Annotated in this window: 15 protein-coding genes and 1 tRNA gene; 11 read left to right on the plus strand and 5 right to left on the minus strand. The window is 35.5% G+C overall.

What is annotated here, in order from left to right:
• Positions 1–25 precede the first annotated feature (25 nt).
• The 11 genes from OPU68_RS15540 (at position 26) to OPU68_RS15590 (ending at position 11,761) form a co-directional block, all read left to right on the plus strand.
• A complete protein-coding gene (locus OPU68_RS15540) occupies positions 26–790 on the plus strand; it encodes a UDP-2,3-diacylglucosamine diphosphatase (protein WP_498474873.1) in 765 nt (254 codons plus the stop codon).
• Between the two features lie 23 nt (positions 791–813).
• The gene (locus OPU68_RS15545) at positions 814–1,797 is read left to right on the plus strand and encodes a LuxE/PaaK family acyltransferase (RefSeq protein ID WP_498474874.1); all 984 of its coding nucleotides are present in this window, start codon (positions 814–816) and stop codon (positions 1,795–1,797) included.
• 82 nt (positions 1,798–1,879) lie between these two features.
• Positions 1,880–2,449, plus strand: a complete 570-nt coding sequence (locus OPU68_RS15550) for a DUF5715 family protein (RefSeq protein WP_498474875.1) — start codon at positions 1,880–1,882, stop codon at positions 2,447–2,449.
• A 9-nt stretch (positions 2,450–2,458) separates the two neighbouring features.
• The gene (locus tag OPU68_RS15555) at positions 2,459–3,007 is read left to right on the plus strand and encodes a hypothetical protein (protein ID WP_498474876.1); all 549 of its coding nucleotides are present in this window, start codon (positions 2,459–2,461) and stop codon (positions 3,005–3,007) included.
• 68 nt (positions 3,008–3,075) lie between these two features.
• On the plus strand, positions 3,076–3,873 hold the full coding sequence (locus OPU68_RS15560; protein ID WP_498474877.1) for a T9SS type A sorting domain-containing protein: 798 nt from the start codon (positions 3,076–3,078) through the stop codon (positions 3,871–3,873).
• A gap of 175 nt (positions 3,874–4,048) precedes the next feature.
• On the plus strand, positions 4,049–5,926 hold the full coding sequence (locus tag OPU68_RS15565; protein ID WP_498474878.1) for a DNA topoisomerase IV subunit B: 1,878 nt from the start codon (positions 4,049–4,051) through the stop codon (positions 5,924–5,926).
• 2 nt (positions 5,927–5,928) lie between these two features.
• A complete protein-coding gene (locus tag OPU68_RS15570) occupies positions 5,929–6,429 on the plus strand; it encodes a hypothetical protein (RefSeq protein WP_498474879.1) in 501 nt (166 codons plus the stop codon).
• On the plus strand, positions 6,429–9,008 hold the full coding sequence (locus tag OPU68_RS15575; protein ID WP_498474880.1) for a DNA gyrase/topoisomerase IV subunit A: 2,580 nt from the start codon (positions 6,429–6,431) through the stop codon (positions 9,006–9,008). Before OPU68_RS15570 ends, OPU68_RS15575 begins: the two co-directional genes overlap by 1 nt.
• Positions 9,009–9,046: 38 nt before the next feature.
• Positions 9,047–9,706, plus strand: a complete 660-nt coding sequence (locus OPU68_RS15580; protein WP_498474881.1) for a rhomboid family intramembrane serine protease — start codon at positions 9,047–9,049, stop codon at positions 9,704–9,706.
• An 11-nt stretch (positions 9,707–9,717) separates the two neighbouring features.
• The gene (locus tag OPU68_RS15585) at positions 9,718–10,404 is read left to right on the plus strand and encodes a WD40/YVTN/BNR-like repeat-containing protein (RefSeq protein ID WP_498474882.1); all 687 of its coding nucleotides are present in this window, start codon (positions 9,718–9,720) and stop codon (positions 10,402–10,404) included.
• Complete coding sequence (locus OPU68_RS15590) at positions 10,373–11,761, plus strand: YCF48-related protein (protein ID WP_498474883.1); 1,389 nt, start codon at positions 10,373–10,375, stop codon at positions 11,759–11,761. The genes OPU68_RS15585 and OPU68_RS15590 overlap by 32 nt, the downstream gene beginning before the upstream one ends.
• Before the next feature lie 162 nt (positions 11,762–11,923).
• Here OPU68_RS15590 and OPU68_RS15595 read toward each other — a convergent pair whose 3' ends face one another.
• The 5 genes from OPU68_RS15595 to OPU68_RS15615 all read right to left on the minus strand — a co-directional run bounded on the left by OPU68_RS15595 (position 11,924) and on the right by OPU68_RS15615 (position 14,779).
• Positions 11,924–12,286, minus strand: coding sequence for a hypothetical protein (locus tag OPU68_RS15595; RefSeq protein ID WP_498474884.1), 363 nt, complete (start codon positions 12,284–12,286; stop codon positions 11,924–11,926).
• 11 nt (positions 12,287–12,297) lie between these two features.
• Complete coding sequence (prmC, locus tag OPU68_RS15600) at positions 12,298–13,197, minus strand: peptide chain release factor N(5)-glutamine methyltransferase (RefSeq protein WP_498474885.1); 900 nt, start codon at positions 13,195–13,197, stop codon at positions 12,298–12,300.
• Positions 13,198–13,200: 3 nt separating this feature from the next.
• A complete protein-coding gene (gene yaaA, locus OPU68_RS15605) occupies positions 13,201–13,962 on the minus strand; it encodes a peroxide stress protein YaaA (protein ID WP_498474886.1) in 762 nt (253 codons plus the stop codon).
• A gap of 71 nt (positions 13,963–14,033) precedes the next feature.
• On the minus strand, positions 14,034–14,645 hold the full coding sequence (locus tag OPU68_RS15610) for an L-threonylcarbamoyladenylate synthase (RefSeq protein ID WP_498474887.1): 612 nt from the start codon (positions 14,643–14,645) through the stop codon (positions 14,034–14,036).
• Between the two features lie 58 nt (positions 14,646–14,703).
• A tRNA-Met gene (locus tag OPU68_RS15615) sits at positions 14,704–14,779 on the minus strand.

Below are 14,779 nucleotides of genomic sequence, written 5' to 3' on the forward strand. Positions count from 1 at the left end.
TCATAATCGTTTCAATTATCAATTTATGAATATTAATCTTGATTCAAATAAAAAAATATATTTCGCTTCCGATCAGCATTTCGGAGTTCCGGATTTGAAACAAAGCAGAATACGTGAAGAGAAATTTATCCGGTGGCTGGATATTATCAAAAAAGATGCGCAGGTTCTTTTCTTGATGGGTGATCTTTTCGATTTCTGGCACGAGTGGAAATATGTGGTTCCAAAAGGATATATCCGTGTTTTGGGAAAAATTGCAGAACTGAAAGATTCCGGAATTGATATTTATTTTTTCGTAGGAAATCACGACTTATGGATGAAAAACTATTTCGAAGAAGAATTAGGAATCCCAGTTTATTTTGAAAAAAAATATTACGTAATTAAGAATAAAAAATTTCTTTTAGCCCACGGAGACGGTCTTGGACCAGGAGACAAAGGTTATAAAAGAATGAAGAAAGTGTTCACAAATCCTCTTGCCCAGTGGTTATTCCGATGGCTTCATCCTGATATTGCAATGAGAATTGCCAACTATATGTCTCAGAAAAATAAATTGATTTCCGGAGAAGAGGACAAAGAATTTTTAGGTGAAGACAAAGAATTTCTGATACAATATTCCAAGGAAAAACTTAAAACAGAGGACATCAATTATTTTGTTTTCGGACACCGCCATCTTCCTCTTGTTTTTGACTTGGAAAAAGGTGCAAAATATATCAATCTTGGCGATTGGATTGTCTATTTTACGTACGGTGTTTACGATGGGAACTCGTTTGAAGTAAAAACTTTTGAAGATTAAATTTCAAAATTTAATTTAAAACAATGAAGCAGAATATTTTCGATATAAAAACAGAATCAGATTTCCAGGCAGCTTGTTTGGAAACTTTTCGTTATCAATATGAAAATGTAGAAGTTTACAGAAAATTTGTTGACTATTTGAATATTGATTTATCATTAATAAAAGAAGTTGATGATATTCCGTTTTTACCGATCGAAATGTTTAAGAATCATCTGGTTTTAGATGAAAATTCTGTTTCGGATCATTATTTTCAAAGTTCGGGAACAACTCAAATGAATCGGTCCAAGCATTACATCGCAGATTTTTCGCTTTATGAAAAAAGTATCTATAAAAGTTTTGAACAATTTATAGGAAAACCGGAAGATTATATTTTCCTTGGATTGCTTCCAAATTATTCCGAAAATACACATTCATCTTTGATTTATATGGTTGATTTTCTGATGAAAAAATCAGACAAACCTGAAAATGGTTATTTCCTTTACAATCATCAGGAATTGTTTGATTTGCTTCAGACTTTAAATGATAAAAAAGTAATTCTTTTCGGCGTTTCTTTTGCCTTATTAGATTTTATTGATACAATGGAATCTGAGAATCTTTCAATTTTGCAATCTCAGAATTTAACGGTTATCGAAACTGGCGGAATGAAAGGCAGAAAAGAAGAAATGACAAAAGATGAATTGCTGAAGATTTTCAAACAAGGCTTCAAAACCGATAAAATATATTCAGAATATTCTATGACGGAGCTGCTTTCACAGGCTTATTCTTTAGGGGAAAATATTTATAAAAGTCCAAACTGGATGAAAATTCTCATCAGAAATACAGAAGATCCTTTTTCCTACGTTGAAGAGGGAAGAACTGGTGCTATTAATATAATTGATCTTGCAAATTTGCATTCCTGCTCATTTATCGCCACACAAGATTTAGGGAGAGCAGAAAACGGAACATTCCAGGTTTTAGGAAGAATTGATCACTCTGATATTCGTGGTTGCAGCCTTTTGGTTTCTTAGATTTATAAAAAAACACAAACATAAATTTTAGTCAAAATTCTAATTTAATATTTTTTTAATGAGGTTTTTATCATTAATTTTTTTGTTGTGTTTTTCATTTTTCAAATCTCAGAAATGTTATGACCTGAAAGAAGTTCTGAAGGTGGAACCTACTGCACTTTACAAGCCGCATCTTTTGGCATCTCAAAACTTTGGGGTCGAAATTTTGGAAAATTCAAAATCAGTAGACAAATATATTGCAAAAGGAAAATTTGTAAAAGTAAAAAAGAAATCCCGCGGTTACCGTCTGCTGGCTTTGGAATACAGCCGGCCGTATTTGGTGAAAAAAGCAAAAACTACTCTGGAAAATATGGCCGCCAAATTTGCAACAGAAACCAAAAGTTTCTTCGTAGTTTCTTCTGTTACAAGAACTTTGGAAGACCAATGCAGACTCAGAAAAGTAAATTCTAATGCGGCTTTAGGAATCAGTTCTCACAATTATGGAGCAGCTTTTGATATTTCGTATGTTCGTTTTGATAACGCTTTGAAAGTCAATGCAAAATTGGAAAAAGAACTGGAGGAAGTCCTCGAATCTTATAAAAATCTTGGCCGCATTTTCTACATCAAAGAAAAACAGCAAAGCTGCTATCACGTGACAGTCCGCAAATATTAGATCTAAAAGATGATGTTGAAAATAGAGGAGCTTGTTCATAGTTTTATCAATACCAATTGCGATTTTGACAAAGAAATTGTTCTGACCAATTTTTTTCATTCGGATTGGGAAGCTGATATTTTGTTAATCAATAATGATGGTTTCAGTCACGAAATTGAAATTAAATTATCCAAATCAGATTTCAAAAACGACTTCAAAAAGAAATATACCAATCTGAAAACCGGTGAAAAATTTCTGAAACACGACAAAATTGGTTGTGGCGATTATATCTGTAATTCTTTCAGTTTTCTGTTGCCAATGGGAATGATAGATCACCAAACAATTCCGGAACATTGCGGCATCATAGAGTTTTATCACGACGAGGACAATTGGGGAACTACTTTTTATAAAATCCGGGAACCCAAAGCCATTCATCAGGACTCCTACTGGAAACTTTGTGATAAGGATCACTTTATAAGAAATCTTGCACGCAGCCTGCTCTTTAAAAAATTCGAACTAAAAGGAAAAAGAGAAGAATTAATTTTCAAAAATTTCTTCGAAGCAAAAAACAAGAAATAAAATCTTCCAATGCCGATCGGGATTTTTAATTTTTACTATTTTTAGCAAATATTTTAAAATAAATAATTATGATCAAAAAATTATTATTTGCTTCTCTATTGTTATCGGGTTTGGCAGCATCAGCTCAAACGGTGCTTTTCAAAGAAGATTTTGAAACCGAAACTGGCAGGAATTCCTGGCTAAATACAGATAAAGATGGCGACGGAGAAAAATGGGAGTTTGATAACAGTTCTGTAGACGCTTTTACCGGATATTACGCCACCTCCTGGTCTTGGTATTTTGAAGCTTTTACGCCGGATAATACTTTAACGAGTCCATTAATCACTTTGCCAAACAATTCCGCAAAGCAGCTAAGCTTGAAGTTTGATGTTGGTGCTTTTGATGATGAGATCTTCCAGGAGCATTATGCCGTTTATGTGATTCCTGCAAATTCGGCTTTTACAGGAACTGAAACTCCTGTTTTTGAAGAAACTTTGGATGCAGGTTATATGGAAGAAGCCAAGCATGTGACTGTCGATGTTTCCAGCTTCAAAGGTCAGGATGTGAAAGTCGTTTTCAGACATTATAATTGTACAGACCTTTTGGTTTTAATCATCGATAATATTCAGGTTTTGGAAACGGAAGCTTTGGCTGTCACAGATATTAACAAAGCTAATCTTCAGGTTTATCCAAATCCAAGTTCAGATTTTATTAAAATTAAAGGTGTAGATAATATTCAGAAAATCAGATTATACGATGTTTCCGGAAAGATGGTTTTGGAAACTCAATCAACTGAAGCCGATATCAGAAAATTGCCTGTGGGACAATATATTCTTAATGTTCATTCTGGGTCAGATATTATTTCGAAGAAAATTATTAAAAAATAACTTTAAGATTAAATTAAAGAAATCAAAGCCAGACCATTGTCTGGTTTTTTTTGTAGATAAATTTACCAACATCCATCAAAATTAATTCTTAAAACTTTCAAATTAAATTTCATTTCGTTAAATTTGTGAGTTACCGATTCTTTCACGGTTTCAACGTTTTTAGAAATCAAAAAATATGAGCGAAATCAATCCTGTAAATTATTCCGAAGATAACATCAGAACCCTCGATTGGCAAGAGCATATCAGGCTTCGTCCTGGGATGTACATTGGAAAACTGGGCGACGGTTCTTCGGCGGACGATGGGATTTATATTCTTCTCAAAGAAATCATTGATAACTCGATTGATGAGTTTGTGATGAAAGCCGGAAAACGCATCGAAATCAAAGTAGATGAAGGCAAAGTCACGATTCGTGATTACGGCCGTGGAATTCCGCTTGGGAAAGTGGTAGACGCTGTTTCCAAAATGAATACCGGTGGAAAATATGATAGTAAAGCTTTCAAAAAATCGGTTGGTCTAAATGGCGTTGGTACGAAAGCCGTAAACGCTTTATCAGGATTTTTCCGGGTGAAATCTGTAAGAGAAAACCGTGTGAAAATGGCAGAATTCTCCAAAGGAATCATCAAAATCGATTATCCCGAAGCCGATTCTTCTGACAGAAACGGAACCGAAATCAGTTTCGTCCCGGATGAAGAAATTTTCATCAATTTCAAATTCCGAAAAGAATATGTGGAGCGAATGCTTCGCAACTACGCTTACCTTAATCCGGGTTTGACTATTCTTTTCAACGGCGAAAAATTCTTTTCCGAAAATGGATTGAAGGATCTTTTGGAAGAGGAACTGGAAAGCGATATTCTTTATCCGATCATCCACCTGAAAGAAGAAGATATAGAAGTAGCCATCACACATTCTGATAAATCTCAAACTGAGACTTATTTTTCTTTCGTTAATGGACAGAATACGACGCAAGGAGGAACGCATCTGAACGCTTTCCGCGAAGCTTTCGTAAAAACCATCCGCGAATTTTATAATAAAAGTTTTGAAGCAGCGGATATTCGTAAATCGATTATTGCTGCAGTTTCCATCAAAGTGATTGAGCCGGTTTTTGAGTCTCAGACCAAAACAAAATTAGGTTCAAACGAAATAGAACCTGGCGGAATGACGGTTCGAACTTTCATTATCGATTCGCTTAAAAATAAACTGGACAATTATCTTCACAGAAATCCCGAAACGGCGGAAGCTATTCTGAGAAAAATTATGATTTCGGAACGTGAAAGAAAAGAACTATCCGGAATCCAAAAACTGGCAAGAGAACGTGCAAAGAAAGTTTCACTTCACAACAAAAAACTGAGAGATTGCCGCCATCATTATAATGATCAAAAGGCGACAAGAAAATCCGAAACAATGATCTTCATCACCGAGGGAGATTCTGCTTCCGGATCGATCACAAAATCCAGAGATGTAGAAACTCAGGCAGTTTTCTCGTTGAAAGGAAAACCGCTTAACTGCTATGGATTGACAAAGAAAGTGGTGTATGAAAATGAGGAATTCAACCTTTTGCAGGCTGCTCTTAACATCGAAGAAAGTCTGGAAGATCTAAGATATAATCACGTCATTATAGCTACTGATGCCGATGTTGACGGGATGCACATCAGATTGTTGATGATTACATTCTTCCTTCAGTTTTTTCCGGATTTGATTAAGAATGGACATCTTTATATTTTGCAGACACCTTTATTTAGGGTAAGAAATAAAAAGGAAACAAGATATTGCTACTCTGATGCAGAACGGTTGAAAGCGCTGAATGAACTAGGTAAAAATCCGGAAATAACGCGATTCAAAGGACTTGGAGAAATTTCGCCGGATGAGTTTAAACATTTCATAGGGAAAGATATTAGATTGGAACCTGTGGTTTTAGGCAAAGATCAGACAATTACTCAGATTCTGGAATTTTATATGGGCAAAAATACGCCGGACAGACAGTTATTTATTCTGGATAATTTGGTCGTGGAAGAAGGCGATATTGACAAAAAAGAGAACTTAGAAACAGTATAAGGATGCGACTGAGTAACAGAAATAGGACACCTTATTATAACTTCATCTACTCATTAGTTGGAATTGTTTTTATATTGGGAATCATTGCATTTATTCTCGAAATCAATAAATTTGATGTTTTTGGTGACAAAGCTTGGGTTCTGCTACTATTCCCCACATTAATGTTTCTTTTTCTTTATTTGCTGGGACGCCCAATTTTTGAATATGACAGTGATGGTGAAGCACTTAATTTCAGGAACAATCATATTCTTTATCTTTTATCAAAGAAAAATTCAAAAGATGAATTTCCAAAGTACAAATTAATAAAATTCAACATTGTTAATGCTTTGATTTTTAAAAAATTATATATTTATATTTCCAGCAAAAAAAGTCACGTGCTCATCCTGAAATATGATATTTCTTTTTTAAATAAAAAACAGGTAAAGGATCTGAAATTTTCTTTGAACAAAGTAATAAAATCGAATAAAGAAAATACACACCTAGATAATACAGAAACAGATTAATGGAAGAAAGTACACATCACGAAGAAAGCCTGAAGAAAGTTTCGGGTCTGTATAAAGACTGGTTTCTGGATTATGCGTCTTACGTCATTTTGGATCGTGCGATTCCTTCTATTTTTGATGGATTCAAGCCGGTTCAACGTAGGATTATGCACTCGATGCGTGAGTTAGAAGATGGACGTTACAACAAAGTGGCAAACGTTGTCGGAAATACGATGAAGTACCATCCACACGGCGATGCGTCTATCACAGATGCCATGGTGCAGCTTGGTCAAAAAGAATTATTGATCGACACTCAGGGAAACTGGGGGAATATTTATACAGGAGATTCAGCAGCAGCAGCGAGATATATAGAAGCGAGATTGACGCCTTTTGCTCTGGACGTTGTCTTCAACCCAAAAACCACGCATTGGACCAAATCTTATGACGGCAGAAACAATGAGCCAATCGACCTTCCGGTAAAATTCCCATTGCTTCTTGCACAAGGCGTGGAGGGAATTGGAGTCGGACTTTCGACCAAGATCATGCCTCATAATTTCAACGAATTAATTACAGCTTCAATCCTTCATCTCAAAGGTAAAAAATTCGAATTATTTCCCGATTTCTTAACGGAAGGAATGTTGGATGTTACCAATTACAACGACGGAAAACGTGGCGGAAAAATAAGAGCCAGAGCCAGAATTACTCAAAAAGATAAACATACACTTACAATTACAGAATTGCCTTTTTCCAAAAATACAGGCGATTTGATTGACAGTATTATCAAGGCTAATGAACGAGGAAAAATCAAAATCAAAAAGATAGAAGACAACACTTCTGATTTGGTTGAGATCAATATCCACTTACATCCCGATGTTTCGCCGGACAAAACAATTGATGCGCTTTATGCTTTCACAGATTGCGAAGTTCCGATTTCGCCAAATGCCTGTGTGATTGTTGGTGATAAACCAATGTTCTTATCGGTTTCCGATATTCTGAAACACAATACAGACCACACAGTTTCTTTGTTGAAAAAAGAATTGGAAATCGAACTTCACGAGTTGCAGGAAAACTGGCACTTCTCTTCATTAGAACGAATCTTTATCGAGAACAGAATTTACCACGATATCGAGGAAGTGAAATCCTGGGAAGATGTGATTTCGACAATTGATGAAGGTTTGAAACCTCACACCAAACATTTGCTGAGAGCCGTTACAGAAGAAGATATTTTGAGATTAACGGAAATCCGAATCAAAAGAATTTCACGTTTCGATCTTGATAAATTTAAAGAAAATATTCTCGCACTAGAAGGGAAAATCGAGCAGGTAAAACATCATCTGGAAAACTTAATTGTTTATGCGATAGATTATTACACAAACATTCAGAAAAAATACGGAAAAGGAAAAGAAAGAAAAACCGAATTAAGGATTTTCGACACCATTGATGCGAGCAAAGTTGCTGTGGCAAACGAAAAATTCTATGTCAACCGCGAAGAAGGTTTCATCGGAACTTCACTCAAGAAAGATGAATTCTTGTTCGATTGTTCTGATATAGACGACATCATCACCTTCCAAAAAGACGGCACGATGAAGGTTGTCAAAGTGGAAGGCAAAACTTTCATCGGAAAAAATATTGTCCATGTTGCGATTTGGAAAAAGAATGACAAACGCACGGTTTACAATTCCATCTATCGCGAAGGCCGAGAAGGTCCTTATTATATGAAGCGTTTCTCCGTGACTGGTGTAACTAGAAATACAGATTACAAATTGGCGTCCGACAAAAAAGGTTCGGAAATGCTTTATTTCTCTGCCAATCCAAATGGCGAAGCGGAAGTTGTTTCCGTTTTGTTGAAACCAAATGCGAGAGTCAGAAAAAATAAAATCGATATTGATTTCTCAGAAATTGCCATCAAAGGCCGTGACTCCAAAGGTAATCTTGTAACAAAATATGCGGTGAAGAAAGTCGATCTCAAAGAAGAAGGCGTTTCCACTTTGGCACCAAGAAAAATTTGGTTCGATGATTCCGTAAGACGTCTCAACGCGGACGGAAGAGGAACTTTACTTGGAAGTTTCAAAGGCGACGACAAGATTTTGACCATCAATTCTCACGGCGAAGCCAAACTGGTTTCCTTCGATTTGATGAACCGTTTCGATGACGAATATCTGATTCTCGAAAAATGGAAACCGGAACAAGCCATCACTTGCATCTATTTCGATGGCGAGAAGGACAAGTATTTTGTGAAACGTTTCCTGTTGGAAAATACAACCAATATTCAATCCTTCTTCAGCAACGATAATCCGAAATCGTTCCTGGAATTTGTGACAACAGAAGTTGGAGCCATTGCCGAGCTAGTTTATCCAAAAATCAAAAACAAACAAAAGGATCCGGAAACTGTCGATTTGGACGAGTTTATCACCGTCAAAGGAATCAAAGCTATTGGAAATCAATTGACTAGAGATAAAGTTAAAAACATTAATATTACAATCCCGGAACCACCGGAAATCATAGAAGAAGAACCCGAAATCGAAGAAACATCAGATGAAGATCTGGATGACGATGGCGGAATCATCGGAAGTCTTTTCGACGAAGATGTTACTGAATAATTTTAAACAGCTCTAGCCAAAATAATTAAATAAAAATAATGAATACTATATTACTCATCATAATTGTAATTACCTGCGTCATAAGCTACGTCGGATTTCAGCAGCCGGAATTTTTCCAGAAATATAAATTCGAAGTGGGCAGCATCCAAAGACGTAAAGAATATCTTAGACTTTTGTCAGCTGGATTTTTGCACGCAGAGTTTTTGCATTTGCTTCTGAATATGTACGTTTTGTACGCTTTCGGACCATTAGTCATTGAGGTTTTTGGAATTGTTGGTTTCTTAGCAATTTACATTGGTTCTATACTTTTAGGCAATATTTTTTGTCTATATGTGTACAGGAACGTCCCATTTTATTCGGCCATTGGCGCAAGTGGAGGCGTGTCAGGAATTATTTTTGCGGCAGTTTCGCTAGATCCTGTGAATATCAAATTAGGTATTCTTTTTCTTCCAATTAGTATTCCCGGTTACATTTTCGGCGTTTTATACTTCGGATATTCCGTTTATATGATGCTGAATCCCAGGGCAAATGACAATATCGGGCATGCAGCACACTTGGGAGGTGCATTTTTCGGATTGGTTTATGCGATAATTATTTTTCCACAGCTGGCTATTCAAAACTCTCCTTACATAGGAATTATGGCGTTGCCGCTCATCTATTTGGCTTACGAAATATTCATCAGAAAAAGAATTGGATAAAATATTATATCATGAAAAAATCTCTATTAATTTACCTTGTATTTTGCAGTTTCGTCTTTGGGCAAAATAATTTTGAAATGCTATACCCAAAACCTTCAGATTCGCAAAATAATAAAATAACCTTTGCTGATGGAAATTTAGGGTTTATAATTAATGGCAAAAGACAATTATTGATAACGATTGATAAAGGTGTTACTTGGGAAATTAATCGGACTTTGGATTTTTTTCCGCGCGAAATTAAGTTTAAAAATAACATCGGAATTATTGCTGGCGATGGAGCAATTCTAAGATCCGATGATTATGGTAAAAACTGGGTCAGAGTTTATCAGTATGGTTTTAATTTGAACTCTATTAACTTTATCAACGACAATACGATCTATGTTTCCGGACAAAGCACCTTATTAAAATCCTTCGATAATGGACTTACTTGGAACGACAGCAGTTACATCAGTGGAGGATCTGCAGCTGCAACTGTATTTACAGACGAAAATACCGGTCACGCTGCTTGTTATAATGGAAAAATACTAAAGACAGTCGATGGCGGCCAAAACTGGTATTCAACAATTAATGAACCAGGGATGCCCTCAGACTTTTACTCTATCAGCTTTCCTACAAAAAATATAGGTTTTGCAAATAAAGGACATGGCGATATGCTGAAGACCACAAATGGCGGAGAAACTTGGGTTAAATTTTTATAGTCGAGAAGCCTATGGTATGCAGTTTTTTGATGATAACAGTGGGATAACAGTTGGACGTGACGGTGCAATCTATAAAACACAAAATGGTGGTAGCAGTTGGCAATGGATCAGCGCAATGCCAACTTTTACATACGATAGTGGCTACGATCTCAGATCTCTGTATTTTTTCGATCCCCAAAATGGAATTTGCGTGGGAGACAATGGCAGAATCATCAAAACAGAAAATGGTGGTGCAAACTGGAAAAACTATTCGCCTACCTATGATGAGATCAATGAATTCCATTTAGTAACTCCAAATAAAGGTTTTATGAAAACCAATAAAGGAGAATTTTTCAAAATGGATACGAATGAAAATACATTAGTAAAACTTCAGTCTCCACCGAATCAAAATACACAGGCTTTCTTCTTTGTTAATGAAAGTGTCGGATACTCGATCGGCGCCAACCAAGGATCTGTTTACAAAACTACAGATGGAGGTACAAATTGGAATCTTACTAATAACTCTACCAATATTATTCTTTATGAAAGTCTATATTCTATCTCTTTTCTTAATGAAAATCTTGGTTATGTAAGTGGAGGTTATAATCAGCCAGGGGTTTTCAGAACAACCAACGGAGGAGTTAGTTGGGAAAAAATTTCAAATTATAGTTTTATATACCTAAAATTCGTTGATCAGAATGTCGGATTTGGAATGAGAGCCGGAATGAATTCCATCCTTTACAAGACTACAGACGGTGGTGTTACATGGAGTCCTTGTTTTAATAATTCTAGTTGGCAAATCATTTTTTATGCTTTAGATAAAGATAACATATTTATAAAATCTGATGAAGGTGACAGCAGCTTTCATAAAACAACCGATGGTGGCAGCAGTTGGGTTCAATCTAACATTTTGGATTATGGGTTTGATAAAATTAAATTCATCAATAATAATGTTGGTTTTGTTGCAGATAACAGCAGAATCTATACAACACCAGACGCAGGGCAGACATGGAATTTAGTATTTTATAATGACGACTTTTACGATATAAAATCTATGGATATATTTGGAGATCAATTATTTATCACTGGCAATGGCGGCAGAATTTTGAGACTTTCGGTCGCATATCTGTCAGCAAATCAAACTAATTTCAAGAAAAATGAAGCCACATTATATCCAAATCCGGCAATGAATATTTTAAATGTTACTTCCTGCAAGAAAATATCAGAAATAAATATCGTAAACACTTTGGGAACAACTATTTCTAAACATGCACAAAAAGGCAACATCGACATTTCAAAACTTAACACTGGAGTCTATTTCGTAGAAATCATTTTTTCAGATAAAACAAAGCAGGTTTCGAAGATTATCAAAGAATAATCCAAAGGAAATTCCAATATATTATTGGGTATTTATTTGGAGCGGCATTTTTGCTGTTTTGTATCAACATTCAGATCTGCTGATAATGTATGCTACATATAGTGAAGTGCTATATCTTTTTCTTTTCAGAAAGTGAAGCAAAAAAAAGATGCATTAAGTCTATCAATCAACTAAAATCCTTGGGTCAAAGATTTCCTTTCTGTTTTTTAGGATCAGGTTGAAGTCTAAATTTTTAGGATATGCAGTTTGATAATATTTCATTTCGTCGTGATATATTTCCAAAATTTTATCCTTGATTTCTTTGTCAGGTTTTATCAAATATTCTTCACAAAGACAAAGTGCCAACTCTTTTTTTGCAGACTCCAATTCCCATTTATTAGAAATGGAATGCCCTTCATAAAGAAATTTTTCTCCATTTGCATATATAGGATAACTGACTTGGCAAGACTTGAAATTCAAAGTACTGATAACATCTTCTTTAGTGCAAGATATTAATGCTAAGACTATGAATAGATAATATTTCATAAGATTATCTGCTATTTCTTGCCAAAAATCATCCTGTCATTTCCCGAAATGTCTTTCAAAAGTTCAGCTTCAGAAAATCGATTTTGATATAATTCTAATGTTTCTGTACCAAGTTTTTGATTGATTTCAAGAAAAAGCAATCCGTTTTCTGATAAATGCTTTTTGCAATCTTCCGCAATTTTTCTGTAGAAGATCAAAGCGTCCGCAGTAGGAGAGAAGAGCGCCAAGTTCGGTTCAAAACCTTTCACGGATTCTTCAATATCTGGGTTTTCCTCAATACCGATGTAAGGCGGATTGCTGATAATGACATTATAAACATTATCCAGATTTTCATTCAGATAATCTTTGTTGATGAAATTAATTTCAGTTTTATGGAACTCTGCATTTTTCTTCGCTACTTCCAAAGCTTCATCCGAAATATCAATCGCAGTGACTTCCACTTCCGGAAAATGCTTTTTCAAAACAATCGGAATGATTCCACTGCCGGTTCCTATGTCGAGGATTTTGAAAGTTGATTTGAACGAGGAATCTTTTAAAGATTCTTCATTTCGTTTCACTTCATTCAGAATGATAAAATGTTCTTGTATTTTCCCGATCGCTAATTCTAACAGTTCCTCCGTTTCTGGCCTTGGAATCAGGACGTGTTCGTTCACAAAGAATTTCATTCCATAAAACTCCGTTTCACCAAGAATTTGTTGAAATGGTTTCTCTGTTTTTAACTCATAAATGGCTTCAGAAAATTTGTTGGAATCACTTTCTGATAAATAATTTTCAAAACTATGTCGCAATTCAATTTTATTAAGATTCAAAAAATGTTCACAGAAAATAGAGAACAATTCCTCAATCTCAGATTTTGAATAAATCTCTGAAAGTTCTTCGTGAAAGAGAATCTTAATTTCGGAAGGCTTCATAATTTATCTCGTAAAAACCAAATTAGTTTCGGTCGAAAGTTTCTCATCAAACAAATAATTCTCGTAGTTGAAAGCTTTGATGTCATTCAACGTCTTAACCTGCTTTTCTGCACAAAAACGCAAAACCAATCCACGAGCGTGTTTGGTGTAGACCACAATCGTTTTCAACTTTCCATCTGGCTGTATTTGCTTGAATTCAAAATCGATGACTTTCGCTTTCAAGGCTTTTCTGTCAATGACTTTAAAATATTCTGTACTCGCAAGGTTGATCAGCAATTCATTTTTTTTAAGTTCAGAATTTAATTGTTCCGTCACTTTTTCTGTCCAGAATTCATAGATGTTTTTGTAAGAATCAAATTTGAATGGTCGTCCCATTTCCAACCTGTATAACATCACTTTGTCGGATGGTTTCAGCAATCCGTAAAGTCCGGACAGGATTCTATGATTTTTTTGAAGATAATCTACGGCATTTTTATCCAAAGAATTGGCGTCCAAACCTCTGTAAACTTCGCCAGTAAAAGCAAACAATGCCGGAGCAGAATTTTTAGCGGTAGGTCTTGCGCTCCATTTCTGATTTCTTTCCCAATTTTCATCTGCCAATTTGGTGGAAATTTCCATTAATTCTGAAAGATATTTCGGCGATTTTTCTTTCAAATGGGATTGAATGAATTCAGAATCCTTAATAAATTTCGGAGTTGTACTTTTCAAAAATTCCGTCGAATTTTCTATGTTCATCAATTTAGCTGGAGAAGTTATAAATTTCATTAGGGAATTTAAAGTTTATGGTTTAAAGTTCAAAGTTGATGACTCAAAATTTGGAATTTCGAACTTGGAATTTAAAGAATCCCTTTTCCTTGTCTTAGGATTTCTGGTTCGCCGGAAGTCAAATCGACGATTGTGGAAGCCGTGTTATCGCCGTAACCAGAATCGATGACGAGGTCAACCAATTTGTCATATTTCTCAGCAATCAATTCCGGATCTGTGGAATATTCCAAAATTTCATCATCAGAATGAATAGTTGTCGAAACAATAGGATGACCCAATTTTTCTACAATCATTTGCGGAACAATGTGGTCCGGAACCCGGATTCCTACAGTTTTATGACCTTTATAAGAGGTAGGCAAATTTCTGTTAGCTTCCAAAATGAATGTGAAAGCGCCAGGCAAATGTGCTTTCAAAAATCTGAAAGTTGCGGTTTCTATGGGTTTTGTAAACTCAGAAAGATGGCTCAGGTCATTACAAATGATGGAGAACTTATGCTTATCCAGTTTGATTCCTTTGATTTGGGCAAGCCTTTCCATTGCCTTGTGATTATAAATATCACAGCCAATGGTGTAAATCGTATCAGAAGGGTAGATGATCACGCCACCGTTTTGTAAAACCTTAACAGCTTCATTAATAAGGTTTTCCTGCGGATTTTCGGGATATATTTTTAGGATTTTTGCCATAATCAAATTTACGAATTTTAAATAAAAAAAGAGAATCAAAAAATTGATTCTCTTAAATTGGTTGCGAGGACACGACTCGAACGTGCGACCTCCGGGTTATGAGCCCGACGAGCTACCTACTGCTCTACCTCGCG

This window comes from Chryseobacterium sp. TB1-D10 (genome assembly GCF_059803555.1).